The sequence below is a fragment of the Mesorhizobium sp. STM 4661 genome, from assembly GCF_000359125.1.
Taxonomy (GTDB): Bacteria; Pseudomonadota; Alphaproteobacteria; order Rhizobiales; family Rhizobiaceae; genus Mesorhizobium.
This window is the reverse complement of record NZ_CAAF010000038.1, coordinates 170023-185044: the sequence shown is the minus strand read 5'-3', so window position 1 is coordinate 185044 and position 15022 is coordinate 170023. Positions and strand designations below refer to the sequence as shown.

14 protein-coding genes are annotated in these 15022 nt (G+C 63.8%); 9 read left to right on the top strand and 5 right to left on the bottom strand.

From position 1 onward, the window contains the following. Positions 1 to 27: 27 nt before the first annotated feature. Positions 28 to 249 carry an AbrB/MazE/SpoVT family DNA-binding domain-containing protein gene (locus MESS4_RS12845; protein ID WP_006330929.1) on the top strand — a complete coding sequence of 74 codons (222 nt, stop codon included), beginning with the start codon at positions 28 to 30 and terminating at the stop codon, positions 247 to 249. Continuing rightward, positions 246 to 635: a type II toxin-antitoxin system death-on-curing family toxin gene (locus MESS4_RS12840; protein WP_006330927.1), complete on the top strand. Its 390-nt coding sequence runs from the start codon at positions 246 to 248 to the stop codon at positions 633 to 635. Before MESS4_RS12845 ends, MESS4_RS12840 begins: the two co-directional genes overlap by 4 nt. On the opposite strand, the gene greA is transcribed toward MESS4_RS12840, so the two are convergent. Further along, complete coding sequence (gene greA, locus MESS4_RS12835; RefSeq protein ID WP_006330925.1) at positions 632 to 1105, bottom strand: transcription elongation factor GreA; 474 nt, start codon at positions 1103 to 1105, stop codon at positions 632 to 634. The two genes, MESS4_RS12840 and greA, sit on opposite strands and share 4 nt — an antisense overlap. 109 nt (positions 1106 to 1214) lie before the next feature. Between greA and MESS4_RS12830 the strand changes: the two genes are divergently transcribed. Beyond that, complete coding sequence (locus MESS4_RS12830) at positions 1215 to 2591, top strand: TIGR03808 family TAT-translocated repetitive protein (RefSeq protein WP_006330916.1); 1377 nt, start codon at positions 1215 to 1217, stop codon at positions 2589 to 2591. On the opposite strand, the gene MESS4_RS12825 is transcribed toward MESS4_RS12830, so the two are convergent. Together MESS4_RS12825 and MESS4_RS12820 are read right to left on the bottom strand one after the other, a co-directional pair. Further along, positions 2584 to 3588 carry an asparaginase gene (locus tag MESS4_RS12825; protein WP_006330914.1) on the bottom strand — a complete coding sequence of 335 codons (1005 nt, stop codon included), beginning with the start codon at positions 3586 to 3588 and terminating at the stop codon, positions 2584 to 2586. The genes MESS4_RS12830 and MESS4_RS12825 overlap by 8 nt on opposite strands. A gap of 28 nt (positions 3589 to 3616) precedes the next feature. Beyond that, complete coding sequence (locus MESS4_RS12820) at positions 3617 to 4783, bottom strand: acetyl-CoA acetyltransferase (protein ID WP_006330912.1); 1167 nt, start codon at positions 4781 to 4783, stop codon at positions 3617 to 3619. A gap of 241 nt (positions 4784 to 5024) precedes the next feature. Between MESS4_RS12820 and betI the strand changes: the two genes are divergently transcribed. From betI to betB, 5 genes are read left to right on the top strand one after another with little or no spacing between them, the layout of a single operon-like run. Beyond that, complete coding sequence (gene betI, locus MESS4_RS12815; RefSeq protein ID WP_006330910.1) at positions 5025 to 5615, top strand: transcriptional regulator BetI; 591 nt, start codon at positions 5025 to 5027, stop codon at positions 5613 to 5615. Beyond that, positions 5612 to 7141 (top strand): choline-sulfatase, encoded by a 1530-nt coding sequence (betC, locus tag MESS4_RS12810; RefSeq protein WP_006330908.1) that lies wholly within the window; start codon positions 5612 to 5614, stop codon positions 7139 to 7141. Before betI ends, betC begins: the two co-directional genes overlap by 4 nt. Next, complete coding sequence (locus MESS4_RS12805) at positions 7138 to 8145, top strand: threonine/serine dehydratase (protein WP_006330906.1); 1008 nt, start codon at positions 7138 to 7140, stop codon at positions 8143 to 8145. The genes betC and MESS4_RS12805 overlap by 4 nt, the downstream gene beginning before the upstream one ends. 3 nt (positions 8146 to 8148) lie before the next feature. Continuing rightward, positions 8149 to 9801 carry a choline dehydrogenase gene (gene betA, locus MESS4_RS12800; RefSeq protein ID WP_006330904.1) on the top strand — a complete coding sequence of 551 codons (1653 nt, stop codon included), beginning with the start codon at positions 8149 to 8151 and terminating at the stop codon, positions 9799 to 9801. 44 nt (positions 9802 to 9845) lie between these two features. Then, on the top strand, positions 9846 to 11309 hold the full coding sequence (gene betB / locus MESS4_RS12795; protein ID WP_006330902.1) for a betaine-aldehyde dehydrogenase: 1464 nt from the start codon (positions 9846 to 9848) through the stop codon (positions 11307 to 11309). A 94-nt stretch (positions 11310 to 11403) separates the two neighbouring features. Here betB and MESS4_RS12790 read toward each other — a convergent pair whose 3' ends face one another. Further along, positions 11404 to 12303 (bottom strand): LysR family transcriptional regulator, encoded by a 900-nt coding sequence (locus MESS4_RS12790; protein WP_006330900.1) that lies wholly within the window; start codon positions 12301 to 12303, stop codon positions 11404 to 11406. A 96-nt stretch (positions 12304 to 12399) separates the two neighbouring features. Here MESS4_RS12790 and MESS4_RS12785 point away from each other — a divergent pair, with 96 nt between their 5' ends. Then, positions 12400 to 13278: an NmrA/HSCARG family protein gene (locus MESS4_RS12785; protein WP_006330898.1), complete on the top strand. Its 879-nt coding sequence runs from the start codon at positions 12400 to 12402 to the stop codon at positions 13276 to 13278. Between the two features lie 113 nt (positions 13279 to 13391). On the opposite strand, the gene MESS4_RS12780 is transcribed toward MESS4_RS12785, so the two are convergent. Further along, the gene (locus tag MESS4_RS12780; protein ID WP_006330896.1) at positions 13392 to 14912 is read right to left on the bottom strand and encodes a phosphomannomutase/phosphoglucomutase; all 1521 of its coding nucleotides are present in this window, start codon (positions 14910 to 14912) and stop codon (positions 13392 to 13394) included. Between the last annotated feature and the right edge of the window lie 110 nt (positions 14913 to 15022).

Below are 15022 nucleotides of genomic sequence, written 5' to 3'. Positions count from 1 at the left end.
ATCGGCGTTGCAACAGGATGATCCATTATGAACACGACCATTCGCAAGATCGGCAATTCCGAAGGCGTGATTCTGCCCAAGGAAATTCTCGACCGCCTCAATTTGAAGGCGGGTGATCAGCTTGAGATCGTCGAAACCAGCAAGGGCATTGCCCTTGAGCCGGTGGACGACAGCTTTGAGCGGCAGATGGAAGCTGCCCGCCAGGTCATGGACAAGTACAAGGTCGCGCTTCAGAAGCTCGCCGAATGAGCTGGGAGTTTCTGACCCGGCGCGCGGTCGAAGCAATGCACGCCGAGCAACTGCGCAGGCATGGTGGAGCGCAAGGTTTGAGGGATGAAAATGCCCTCGAATCCGCGCTCGCCCGCGCCGAGAACAAGGCGAATTACGGAGACCCATCGGTTGAAGACCTCGCAGCCGCCTATGTCTTCGGTATTGCCAGAAATCATGCGTTTGTCGACGGTAACAAGCGCACGGCCATCGTTGCCGCCGGCGCATTTCTGATCGTGAATGTCCATGTTTTGACGGCTGACAACGGCACGCTTTACGAATTCGTCATGGGCGTAGCTTCAGGCGAAATCGATGAGGCGGGCGCAGCGGCATTCTTCCGCGACCATGTCGTCAAGCTCGAGGGTTAGCCGTCCGACAGCTTGACGATCTCCCACTCCTTGCCGTTGACGCTCGCCACGTCGCCGACCTTCTTGCCGTACAAGGCCAAGGCCATCGGCGAAACGTGGGAAATGCTGCCCTTGGCCGGGTCGGCCTCGTCCTCGCCGACGATCTTCCAGTGCACTTTCCTGCCGTCGTCGCTTTCCAGCGTGACGCCCATGCCGAAGCGAACCAGGTCGCTGCCCGGCTCCGGCACGGAAAGCTCGGCGCTTTCACGCCGCGCGGTCCAGTAGCGCAGATCGCGCGACACCAGTGCGATGCGCTCGCGATCGGCGTCGGTTTCAGCTTTGGTGAGATCTTCGCGCAAACCGGCGAGTTCGGCGTCGATCATCGCCAGGCCGTTTTCCGTCACCAGATTGCGCAGCGGGCTGACCGGCCGCTCGCCGATGCCGGCGGTGGCGTTTTCGCTGTCTTCTTCCCGGGTGAAGGCCCTGCTCATCCGTCGAATTTAGGCGCGTAGCCGCGACTTCACAAGCCATTGCCGGCAGCCGATCCGGTCTTGGCACGATTCCTGCCATCTGACGGCTGAATGTTGGGAATCTGTGCCGATGCTGAACAGACGAAAGTTTCTCACGGGAACCGCCGGCTTTGCCGTCATCGGCCTGTCGCTCGGCAAGGCGGCCGCGACTGCCCTGCCCGGCATCGAGTATGCCTCGATGCGCGGCTCGATCAACGCTGCCGACCTTGGCGTGCAGCCCGGCGCGCTTGACGACCAGAGCAAGGACTTCGCCAAGCTGCTGCGTCAGGCCAACGACCGCGACATGCCGGTGTTCCTGCCGCCGGGCACCTATATTGTGTCCAACCTTTCGCTGCCCAGCCGTGTCAGGCTGTCCGGCGTGCCCGGCGCATCGCGGATCGTCTATGGCGGCAACGGCCATCTCTTCATGGCCGAACAGGCCGAGCATATCGAATTCAGCGGTCTGGTGTTCGACGGCAGCAACCGCTGGATGGGCGACTATGCGCAAGGCCTGCTCGATCTTCGCCGCGTCGGCCACCTCGTCGTCGACAATTGCCAGATATCAGGCAGCGGCAAGCACGGACTGTCGCTCGAACACGCTTCGGGCCGCATCGAGCGCTCGGACATATCGGGCGCGGCCGACGCCGGCATCTATTCGGTCGAGGCCGACGGCCTGGAGATTTCAGGCAACACCGTTTCCGACTGCGGCAATGGCGGCATCCTCGTGCACCGCTGGCAAGCGGCCGAGGACAGCACCATCGTCAGCGGCAACCGCGTCGAACGCATCCAGGCGCGCAGCGGCGGAACCGGCCAGAACGGCAACGGCATCAATGCCTTCCGCGCCGGCAATGTCGTCATCTCGGGCAATATCGTCTCGGACTGCGCGTTTTCGGCGATCCGCGCCAACAGCGCCAGCAATCTGCAGATGACCGGCAACACCTGCTCGCGGTCCGGTGAAACGGCGCTTTATTCCGAGTTCTCCTTCGAAGGCGCGATCATCGGCAACAACATCGTCGACGGCGCCGCCAACGGCATCTCGATCGTCAATTTCAACGAAGGCGGCCGCATGGGGGTATGCCAGGGCAACATCGTGCGCAACTTGTCGACCACAGGCCCCTACACCGCCGACCCGCCCGGCTTCGGCGTCGGCATCAGCGTTGAGGCCGACACCACGGTGTCGGGCAATGTCGTCGAAAACGCGCCGCTCTACGGCATGCAGATCGGCTGGGGACCGTATATGCGCAATGTGGTCGCGACGGGAAACATCATCCGCAAGGCCGGAACCGGCATCGTCGTCACCGTGGTCGAGGGCGCCGGTACGGCCGTCATTTCCGACAACGTCATCGACGGCGCGCAGAACGGTGCCATCATCGGCCAGCGCTGGGCCGAGCCGGTGACCGGCGACCTCGCCTCGTCAGGCAATGCCGGTTATGCGCATCTGACCGTCGAGCGCAATCACGTCAGTTGAGCGCGGCTGTCGGCCGGAGCGAACCCACCTTGGCGCCAAGCCGGCTTTCGATGGGCGCGTTTGCCAGCTCGATCAGCTTCGCCGCCAGAACCTCGTCCGCATACAGCAGCTTGGCAATGACCGCGGCAACCATGGCTTCGGCCGCCCGGCCAGCGCCATCATCGCATTTGAGCGCGACGCCGAGCCCAAGGTCGGGAAATGCTGCGCAATAGACGCCCTCGGCTCCGCCCTTGACGAAAATCCGTCCAGGAGCAGCCTGCATCAGCGCCACATCGGCACGGCCGGTGCCGGCGACGAAGAACGGCTCGGCCATGCAGGCGGACAGCAGCCGCTTCGCCGCCCGGGCGCGCAGCGGCGTAAATCCGGCCCCCGTCGCCATGCGGGCAAAGCCGAGCGCGAAGCTCCTGAGCGGCACTGCATAGGTCGGGATCGAGCAGCCGTCGGTGGCTCGATCAGCCGCGCCATGGGCAGCGCCGGTTACCGTCTGCATTGTATCGCGCACCATCTCCTGCAAGGCGTGATCCGTCCTGACATAACCGCCATGCGCAATGCCCGAGTGGACGCAAGTGCAGAGGAAGCCGGAATGCTTGCCGGAGCAATTATTGTGCAATGCATTCGGCAAGCCGCCGGCGCGGGCGAGCGCAATCTCCGCATGGTGGTTCGATGGCCAATGCGCGCCGCATTCCAGTGCGGAGTGGTCGAGGCCTGCACTAGCCAGCATGGACCGCGCCAGTTCGACATGCGCCGGCTCGCCCGAGTGGGAAGCACAGGCGAGCGCCAGTTCGCGGTTGCCGAAGCCATAGGCATCGGCGGCCCCGCTTTCGAGCAGCGGCAGCGCCTGGATCGCCTTGACCGCCGAGCGCGGGAACACCGGGCGCGATGTATCGCCGATCTCCAGGAACGGCTTGCCATCGGCATCGAAGACCGCGATGGCGCCGCGATGAGCGCTCTCGACGATCGCGCCGCGCAGAATCTCGACCAGAACCGGATTTGTCATGGATCCCCCGCAAAAACACGGGCAGCTTCTATCTGATCCGATCCAATATGGAAACGTAGTTGGCGACCGCGGCGCCACCCATGTTGAAGATGCCGCCGAGTTTTGCGCCCGGCACCTGAATGCCGCCTGCCTCGCCGACAAGCTGCATGGCGGTCAGCACATGCATCGACACGCCGGTGGCGCCGATCGGGTGGCCCTTGGCCTTGAGACCACCGGAGGGATTGACCGGCAGCCGGCCGTCCTTCGCCGTCTCGCCGCTCATCGCCAGCTTCGCCCCCTCGCCCGGTTTCGCCAGCCCCATCGCCTCATATTCGATCAGCTCGGCGATGGTGAAGCAGTCATGCGTCTCGACGAAGGAGAGGTCGTCGAGCGTCACGCCGGCCTGCTTCAGTGCCTGGTTCCAGGCCTGCTCGCAGCCTTCGAAGGCGAGGATGTCGCGCTTCGACATCGGCAGGAAATCCTGCACATGCTGGTTGGCGCGGAAGGCGACGGCACGGCGCATCTTCAGAGCCGTCGCGGTGTCGGCAAGGACCAGAGCGGCGGCGCCATCCGAAACCAGGGAGCAGTCGGTGCGCTTCAGCGGACCGGCGACGAAGGGGTTCTTTTCGCTTTCGTGGCGGCAGAACTCATAGCCGAAATCCTTGCGCATCTGCGCATAGGGATTGTCGACGCCGTTCTTGTGGTTCTTGGCCGCGATCATCGCCAGCGCGTCCGACTGGTCGCCATGGCGCTGGAAATAGGCTTGCGCGATCTTGCCGAAGACGCCGGCGAAGCCCGCCGGTGTCTCGCCATCCTCGGGCAGATAGGAAGCCTTGAGCAGGTTCTTGCCGATTTCGGGACCGGGCGTCGTCGTCATCTGCTCGGCGCCGACCACCAGGACGATACGGGCGGCATTGGCGTCGATGGCGCGGATGCCTTGCCTGACCGCCGCCGAACCGGTGGCACAGGCATTCTCGACGCGCGTCGCCGGCTTGAAGCGCAGCCGGTCGTCGGCCTGCAGGACCAGGCTGGCGGTGAAATCCTGCGCCGAGAAGCCGGCGTTGAAGTGGCCGAGCACGATCTCGTCGACATCGTCCGGGCCGATTCCGGCATGATCGAGCGCGTCTGTTGCGACCTTGACGATCAGGCTCTCCAGCGTCTCGCCTTCGAGCTTGCCGAAGCGCGAATGCGCCCAGCCGACGATGCATGCTGCCATGGCGATCTCCATTCTCCGCGAGCCTAACACTTCATATCGCGGCGCGAGCCTCTAATATTGTTCAACTATGAACCGTTTTTCAGGCCGCGTGAAGGGGCCGGAAACACACAATCGTTTGATCTTCGAGTTCGATCTTGGCGGCTGTCCGGGCGCTTGGCCTTCGGCATAAAAATTGGATTGGATTTTTGTTGATTGATCCGTCAATAAAAAATAATCATTGCTGCAGAGGGCCGGAGCAAGCATGCCGAAAGTCGGAATGGAACCGCTGCGCCGCAAGGCGCTCATCGATGCGACGATCTCGGCGATCGGCGAGCGCGGCTCGCTTGACGTGACCATGACCGAGATCGCCGGTCGCGCCGGCGTCTCGTCGGCGCTGGCCCATCACTATTTCGGCGCCAAGGACGAGCTGTTGCTGGCGACGATGCGGCATATCCTGGCCGAGCTGACCGCCGACACGCGACGCGCCCTCGGTTCTGCCGGCACCCCTCGCGAGCGCGTCTCGGCAGTGGTCGCCGTTAATTTCTCCGACCTGCAGTTCCAACCGGAAACCATTGCCGCCTGGCTCGCCTTCTACGTCGAGGCGCAGAAATCGTCGGCGCTGCGCCGGCTGCTCAGGGTCTATGCGCGGCGCCTGCATTCCAACCTGTTGAGCGGGCTGACCGGCATCCTGCCCAGAAGCGAGGCCGACCGCGTCGCCGAGGCCACGGCGGCGCTGATCGACGGGCTCTATATCAGGCGCGCGCTGAAGGACGGCGTGCCTGATGCCGCGACGGCGATCGCGCTGGTCGAGGACTATCTCGAAACGAAACTCAGCCGGCGGCAGACGCAGTGACACGCAAGAAACCCAATTTCCTGATCGTCATGGTCGATCAGCTCAACGGCACCCTGTTTCCGGACGGGCCGGCGGACTTCCTGCACGTGCCGCATCTCAAGGCGCTGGCCGCCCGCTCGGCGCGCTTTGCCAACAACTACACCGCCTCGCCGCTCTGCGCGCCGGGCCGCGCCTCATTCATGAGCGGGCAGTTGCCGTCACGCACCGGCGTCTATGACAACGCCGCCGAATTCGTCTCCTCGATCCCGACCTTCGCCCATCATCTACGCGCCGCCGGCTACTACACCTGCCTGTCGGGCAAGATGCATTTCGTCGGACCGGATCAGCTGCACGGCTTCGAGGAGCGGCTGACCACCGACATCTATCCCGCCGATTTCGGCTGGACGCCGGACTATCGCAAGCCCGGCGAACGCATCGACTGGTGGTATCACAATCTGGGCTCGGTGACTGGCGCCGGCGTCGCCGAGACCACCAACCAGATGGAGTATGACGACGAGGTCGTGTTCCTGGCCACGCAGAAGCTCTACCAGCTTTCGCGCGAGCAGGACGATGCGAACCATCGGCCGTGGTGCCTCACTGTTTCGCTATCGCACCCGCACGATCCCTATGTCGCGCGCAAGCAGTATTGGGATCTCTACGAAAACTGCCAGGCACTGGATCCGGAAACCGGGTTCATCGCGCATGACGAGCAGGATGTGCATTCGCAGCGCCTATACCGCGCCAGCGACTATCCCGCTTTCGAGATCACGCCTGAGCAGGTGCGACGTTCGCGGCGGGGCTATTTCGCCAACATCTCCTATGTCGACGACAAGCTCGGCGAGCTTCTGGATGTTCTCAAGCGCACGCGCATGCTCGACGACACCGTCATCCTGTTCTGTTCGGACCATGGCGACATGCTCGGCGAACGCGGCCTGTGGTTCAAGATGAGCTTCTTCGAAGGCTCGGTGCGGGTGCCGCTGATGATCGGCGGCAAGGGTGTGCCAGCAGGGCTGATCGAGGCGCCGGTCTCCAATCTCGACGTGACGCCGACGCTTTGTGACCTCGCCGGCATCGACATGAGCGCGATTGCGCCATGGACCGATGGCCAGTCGCTGCTGCCGCTTGCCACCGGTGGGGAGCGCACCGCGCCTGTGTTGATCGAGTATGCCGCCGAAGGCTCCTACGCGCCGCTGGTGGCGCTCCGCGACGGCAAATACAAGTTCGTCCATTGCGAGCTCGACCCGCCGCAATTGTTCGATCTCGAAGCCGATCCGCTCGAGCGAGACAATTTGGCCGACGACCCGGCCAACGCGGCCCTGGTGGCGGCATTCATGGACAAGGTCCGAACGCGCTGGGACATGGCCGGCTTCGACGCCGCCGTGCGCGAGAGCCAGGCGCGCCGCTGGATCGTCTATCCCGCGCTGCGCAACGGCGCCTATTACCCCTGGGATTTCCAGCCGCTGCAGAAGGCGTCCGAGCGCTACATGCGCAATCACATGAACCTCGACAATCTCGAAGAGAGCAAAAGGTATCCGCGAGGCGAATGATGACGACCCTTATCCCCTCCCTCGATCATCTCAAACAGGCCTATGCCGTCACTTCGAAGGCGACGCAGATCACGCCATTGCTGGAGTCGGCGGCCCTTGCCCGCGAGACGGGTGCTGCCCGCGTCTTCGTCAAGCCGGAATCGCTGCAATGGGCGGGATCGTTCAAGGTGCGCGGCGCCTATTGGCGGCTGAAGCGGCTGTCGCCCGATGAGGCGAGCAAGGGCGTCGTCGCCTATTCCTCCGGCAATTTCGCGCAAGGGCTGGCCGCCGCCGGCCAGGCGCTGGGCATCCCCGTCACCATCGTCATGCCGATCGACGCGCCGGCCGCCAAGCGCGAGGCAACTGCCGGCTATGGCGCGCGCGTCGTGCTGACCGACCATGGCGAGCGCGCGCGTGAGGAGGTTGCCGCCGCCAAGGCGCGCGAGATCGCCGAGACCGAGGGGCTTACGCTGCTGCATCCCTTCGACGATCCGGAAATCGTCGCCGGCCAGGCCGGTGCGGGGCTGGAAGCACTCGAGCAACTCGATGCCAGGGATGCCAGCGCCGATTTGCTGTTCTGCGCGGTCGGTGGCGGCGGGCTGATCGGCGGCGTGTCGCTGGCTTTCCACTATCTGTCGCCGGCAACCGAAATCATCGGTGTCGAGCCCGAAGGTTTCAACGGCATGGGTTCGTCGCTGGCGCATGGCGCCATCGAAACCATGCCGATCGGGCCGAAATCGATCTGCGACGGGCTGATGGCGCGCAAGCCCGGCGACGCGCCATTCGCGGCGGTCAAGACGGCCGGCGTTCGCGGCATCACGGTCGACGATCAATCGGTGCGCAACGCGATGCGGATCGCCTTCGAGCGGATGAAGCTGGTGCTCGAACCGTCGGGCGCGGCATCGCTGGCGGCGCTGCTCGGCGGCAAGGTGGATGTGGCCGGCAAGACGGTGCTCGTGGTGGCAACCGGCGGCAATGTCTCGCTCGCCGATTTCATTGCGCATATGAACCATGGGCGCATATGAACCATGCTTGAAGCGGATTTCGTCATCATCGGCTCCGGCTCGGCCGGCTCGGCCATGGCCTACCGGCTGTCGGAGGACGGCAAGCATTCGGTGATCGTCATCGAATTTGGCGGCAGCGATATCGGGCCGCTGATCCAGATGCCGTCGGCACTGTCGATCCCGCTCAATATGAGCCTTTACGACTGGGGTTTTGCCAGCGAGCCGGAGCCGCATCTCGGCGGCCGCGTGCTGGCGACGCCGCGCGGCAAGGTCATCGGCGGCTCGTCCTCGATCAACGGCATGGTCTATGTGCGGGGACATGCGCGGGACTTCGACCATTGGGCCAAAGAAGGCGCAGCCGGCTGGGGCTTCGCCGACGTGCTGCCCTATTTCAAACGCATGGAAAACGCGAATGGCGGCGAGGATGGCTGGCGCGGCCATGGCGGCCCATTGCACGTGCAGCGCGGCCCGCGCAAAAATCCGCTCTACGGCGCCTTCGTCGAGGCCGGCCGTCAGGCCGGCTTCGAACTGACCGACGACTACAACGGGTCGAAGCAGGAAGGCTTTGGGCCGATGGAGCAGACCATTTTCGGAGGCCGCCGCTGGTCGACGGCGAGCGCCTATCTCAGGCCGGCGCTCAAGCGGCAAAATGTGAGTCTGGTCAAGGGTTTCGCGCGGCGGGTGATCATCGAGAATCAACGCGCCACCGGCGTCGAGATCGAGGCTCGCAACCAGATTCAGGTGATCAAGGCGCGCCGCGAAGTGATCGTCGCTGCGTCCTCGATCAACTCACCCAAGATCCTGATGCTGTCCGGCATCGGCCCGGCCGCGCATCTCAGCGAGAATGGCATCCAGGTGGTCGCGGACCGGCCCGGCGTCGGCCGCAATCTGCAGGACCATATGGAGCTCTACATCCAGCAGGAATCGACCAAGCCGATCACGCTGAATTCGGTGCTGAACCCGTTTTCCAAGGCGCTGATCGGCGCGCAATGGCTGTTCTTCAAAACCGGCCTTGGCGCGACCAACCATTTTGAGGCGGCGGCCTTCGTGCGCTCACAGGCCGGCGTCGACTATCCCGATATCCAGTACCATTTCATCCCCGCCGCGGTGCGCTATGACGGCAAGGCCGCGGCCAAGGCACATGGATTCCAGGCGCATGTCGGGCCGATGCGGTCGAAGTCGCGCGGCTCGGTGTCGCTGCGCTCGCCCGATCCCCGATCGAAGCCGGTGATCCGCTTCAACTACATGTCGCATCCGGACGACTGGACCGAGTTCCGCCACTGCATCCGGCTGACGCGCGAGATCTTCGGCCAGTCGGCGTTCGATGCCTATCGCGGCAAGGAAATCTCGCCGGGGTCACATGTCCAGTCGGACGACGATCTCGACGCCTTCATCAGGGATCACGCCGAAAGCGCCTATCATCCCTGCGGCACCTGCAAGATGGGTCGCGCCGACGACGCCATGAGCGTCGTCGACCCAGAATGCCGCGTCATCGGCGTCGACGGGCTGCGGGTCGCCGACTCCTCGATCTTTCCGCGCGTCACCAACGGCAATCTCAACGCACCGTCGATCATGACCGGGGAGAAGGCCGCCGACCACATCCTTGGCCGCACGCCGCTGGCGCCGTCCAACCAGGAGCCATGGATTAATCCACGCTGGCAGGCGTCGGACAGATAGAGCATTGTCGGCTGGTCTGCCCAGCGACACACTTGGAGAAAGCCATGCGCGCCCAGCCAACGGCATCGCACTATGTCAACGGACGCTACATAGAAGACGAAGGCGGTGCTGCGCTGCCGGTGATCTATCCGGCGACCGGCGAGACCATCGCGGTGCTGCACTCGGCGACGCCTAACGTGCTGGAACTCGCCATCGAGGCGGCGCGCGTGGCACAACCGGCCTGGGCGCGGCTGAAGCCGGTCGAGCGCGGTCGCATCCTGCGCCGCGCCGCCGACATATTGCGGGCGCGCAATGCCGATCTTGCCCGCATCGAGACGCTCGATACCGGCAAGGCGATTCAAGAGACGCTGGTGGCGGACGCGCCTTCGGCGGCCGACTGCCTCGAATATTTCGGCGGCGCTGTCGCATCCTATAATGGCGAAGCGATAGATCTCGGCGGGCCCTTTGCCTATACGCGGCGCGAGGCGCTGGGCGTCTGCGTCGGCATCGGCGCCTGGAACTACCCGATCCAGATCGCCGGCTGGAAATCCGCACCGGCGCTCGCCATGGGCAACGCCATGGTGTTCAAGCCATCCGAGAACACGCCGCTGTCGGCGCTGGCGCTGGCCGAGATCTACAGCGAGGCCGGGCTGCCCGACGGGCTGTTCAATGTGGTGCAAGGCTATGGCGATGTCGGCGCCGGGCTTGTCGAGCACGACGTCGTCGCCAAGGTCTCGGTGACCGGCTCGGTGCCGACCGGCCGCAAGGTGCTGTCGCTCGCCGGCTCGAGGATGAAGCACGCCACCATGGAGCTCGGCGGCAAGTCGCCGCTGATCGTCTTCGACGACGCCGATCTCGAAAACGCCATTGGCGGCGCCATGCTCGGCAATTTCTATTCGACCGGCCAGATCTGCTCCAACGGCACGCGGGTGTTCGTGCAGAAGGGCATCCACGACCGCTTCGTCGAACGGCTGACCGAGCGGACGAAGAGGATCCGCATCGGCGATCCGCTCGATCCAGAGACGCAGATGGGGCCGCTGGTCAACAAGGCGCAGCACGAGAAGGTGATCGGCTACATCGAGGCCGGCAAGCAGGACGGCGCCACGCTTGCCTGCGGCGGCAAGGTACCTTCCCTGCAGGGTTTCCAGGGCGGCTTCTTCGTCGAGCCGACCGTCTTCACCGGGGTCACCGACGGCATGCGCATCGCGCGGGAAGAGATTTTCGGGCCTGTCATGAGCGTGCTGAAATTCGATGGCGAAGATGAAGTGATCGAGCGCGCCAACGACACCGAGTTCGGCCTCGCGGCGGGCGTCTTCACGCGCGACCTGCCGCGCGCCCACCGCGTCATCGCCGAGCTGCAGGCCGGCACCTGCTGGATCAACGCCTATAATCTGACGCCGGTCGAGATACCCTTCGGCGGCTTCAAGCAATCCGGCATCGGCCGTGAGAACTCGCTGGCAGCACTGGCGCTCTATTCGCAATTGAAGTCGGTCTATGTCGAGACTGGGGATGTGGCGAGCCCCTATTGATTCTGCCAGGTACGACTGATCGTCGACGGGGCTTGAGGTCGGGTCCGCCTAGCCGGATTCGGTCCATGAACCTTTCTCGCTTTTGACCGGCTTTTTAAGCGGTGATTACCCGATTGGAAATCCGTTCGACTGCCAGCTCGATGAATGCCTTGACCAGGGGCGAAAGGTGCCGGCTGCTCGGGTAGAGAACGTGAAGGCCACCGGCCGGCGTCGCGTAATCCTTGAGAACGCGCTGCAACCGCCCCTCATCGATCAGTGGCTCGGCGATGGCATTAGGCAATTGGGCGATGCCGAAGCCTGCAACAGCAGCGGCAACCACCGCCTGCATCTCATTGGCGGCGAAGCGTCCGGCCACCGTAACCGTTTCCTGTCCGTGCGGGCCGTCCAGCAGCCAGTGAGCGCCTGACGTCGAGGGGCCTGCAATGACGCAATGGTGGTGGGTGAGGTCCACAGGCGCTTTCGGTACTCCGTGGCGCGCGAGATAGTCTGGACTGGAGCAGAGCAGCCTCTGCGCGGAGCCGAGTTTGCGAGCGATCAGCGTGGAATCCTGAAGGAACCCGGTGCGGAAGGCGAGATCTATGCCGTCCTCGACCAGATTGAGCTTGTCGTCGGTCAGGCGGAGTTCGACCTTGGTTTTCGGATACATCGCAAGAAAGTCGACCACGGCCTGAGTAAGGAAATAGCCGCCGAAGCCGACGGGAGCCGAAATACGGATCGTGCCCGATGGCTCCGCTCTTGCTTCGGCGAGGCGCAGATTTGCATCCTCGATTGTCCGCAGCGCCTGGCTGCTCTGCTCATAGTAGAGACGCCCGGCATCCGTCACGTTGAGGCTGCGCGTCGTGCGCTGCAGCAGGCGGACCCCAACCTCGCGCTCGAGCGCGGCAACGCGCCGGCTGACTGTTGTCTTGGGCATGGCAAGCAGCCGCGCGGCAGCGGTGAAGCTGCCGGCTTCGACGACGCGAACGAACACCACGATATCGTTGAGATCGAACATTGTATCCAGATATGAGACAAAGTTTTTCAATTATAGGCTATTATGCATCAATCTGACAGACCCTAGTTTTGCTCCAGCGAAATAAGGAGCAGACACATGACCACCAAACGAAGCGTTCTCGTTACCGGCGCCACAGGCCAACAAGGCGGCGCGGTTGCGCGTGCCCTGCTGTCGAGGGGACATCGCGTCAAGGCTTTGACCCGCAAGCCGGACAGCGAGGCCGCGCGGCAGTTGGCGCCGGCGGGCGTCGAGATCGTGGCCGGCGATCTCGGCGATATGGCCTCTGTTGTGAAGGCCGCAAAAGACGTCGACACCATGTTCTTGATGGGCAACAGCTATGAGGCGGGGATGGAAGAGGAGACCCGCCAAGGGATTCTGGCCGCCGACGCAGCCAAGGCTGCCGGCGTCGGACATCTGATCTATTCGTCCGTTGCCGACGCCGACAAGAAGACCGGCATCCCGCATTTCGAAAGCAAATATCTCGTCGAGAACCATGTTGCCGGGCTCGGCATCCCCTACACGATCAGCGCGCCGGTCGCCTTCATGGAGAACATCGTCGCGCCGTGGTCGATCGGGGCGCTCAGCCAGGGCACGCACGCTTTCGCGATGCCTGCCAAACGCCTCCTCCAGCTGGTCACCCTGGCAGACATCGGGGCCTTCGTTGCCGCACTGGTCGAGCGGCGCGAACGCGTGTTCGGCAAGCGTTTCGATATTGCGGGAGACGAGTTGTCCGGCGAAGACCAGGCGAAGATCCTTTCGCATGCCATCGGCCGTCCGATCAACTATCAGGAAATCCCGATCGCGGTAGCCCGCCAGCAAAGCGAGGACGCGGCGCTGATGTTCGAGTGGTTCGACCGCATCGGCTACGACGTCGATATCGAGGCCTTGCACCGAGATTTCCAGGAGGTCCGCTGGCACAGTTTTGCCGACTGGGCGCGGAAGTTCGACTGGAACGTTCTTGGGCAGACATCTTAAGCCCGCCTGAGCTCCCGTTGGCGATGAGGTCCGGACGGAAACGGATCAGCGGCAAGCTGGCTCCGCTTCCCTTGTATGGCCTTGTCACCGCGCGATGCGATGAGGCCCTGAACCTAGAAAGTCTGGTTGTAGGCGCCGACCTCCGGGCTGCGGCGCAGCACGGCGTCGACGGCTTCGAACATCTGCCGGCGCCGCTCGGATGACACCGGGCTCTCGACCACGACGACAAGCTCAGGCTTGTTCGACGACGCCCGCACCAGGCCCCAGGTGCCGTCCTCGGCAACGACGCGAACGCCGTTGACGGTGATCAGGTCGGCGATCTTCTGCCCGGCAAACGCCGCGCCATCCTGCTTCATGGCCTGAAAGTCGGAAACGACCCGCTCGACGACGCCATATTTCACCGCGTCGGCGCAGTGCGGCGACATGGTCGGTGTGCCGAAGGTCAGCGGCAGATCGCGATAGAGATCGGCCATGCTGCTTGCCGGGCTGCGGTCCAGCATCTCGCAGATGGCGATGGCAGTGATGAGGCCATCGTCATAGCCGCGGCCGATCGGCGGGTTGAAGAAGAAATGGCCGGATTTCTCGAAACCGGCGATCGCGCCGAGTTCGGCCACACGCCGCTTGATGTAGGAGTGGCCGGTCTTCCAATAATCGGTGACGGCGCCATCGGCGCGCAAGGCGGCGTCGGTGTTGAACAAGCCGGTCGACTTGACGTCGACGACGAAAGTCGAGCCCGGATAAAGGCGCGCAATGTCGCGCGCGAGCATGACGCCGACCTTGTCGGCGAAGATCTCGTTGCCTTCATTGTCGACCACGCCGCAGCGGTCGCCGTCGCCGTCGAAGCCAAGTCCGACATCGGCTCCTGTCTCCAAGACCTTGTCACGGATCGCGTGCAGCATCTGCATGTCTTCGGGATTAGGGTTGTAGTGCGGAAACGTATGATCGAGATCGACGTCGAGCGGGATCACCTCGCAGCCGATCCGCGTCAGCGCTTCGGGCGCAAAGGCGCCGGCGGTGCCATTGCCGCAGGCGGCGACCACCTTGAGCTTTCTCGAAATGCGCTTGTCCCTGGTCAGATCGTCCAGATAGGTCTTGCGGAAATCCGCAACGAAATCGTAGGAGCCGCCGCCGACAAGATCGAAGTCGCCGGCAAGCACGATCGCCTTCAGTGCGCTCATCTCCTCCGGACCGAAGGTCAGCGGTCGCGCCGCCCCCATCTTGACGCCGGTCCAGCCATTTTCGTTGTGCGAGGCGGTGACCATGGCGACAGACGGCGTATCGAGCGCGAACTGGGCGAAATAGGCCATCGGCGACAGTGCCAGGCCAATATCCTTGACGCGGGCGCCGGCGGCCATCAGTCCGGAAACCAGCGCCAGCTTGATGGCAAGCGAATAGGAGCGGAAATCATGCCCGGTGACGATAGCGGGTCCCGCGCCCAGGCGCCGGATCAGCGTGCCGAGCCCCATGCCGAGCGCCTGGACACCGATCAGATTGAGCTCCGGCGGCTCAGCCGAGGCCGGATGGCCGAACCACCAGCGCGCATCGTACTCGCGAAAGCCGGACGGCTTGATCAGCGCCGAGGTTTCAAACTCAAAGGTGTTGGGACGGGATTCGCTTACGATCTTCAGGGGCAAGACAGCAAAACTCCAAGTGGCTGGAATCGGGAAGGCAATGTGGGTCGGTCGCTTAACCCAAGAAGCCTTTAAGCCGTGTTTATCCAGCAGGAAACTGAAACCTGTATGAC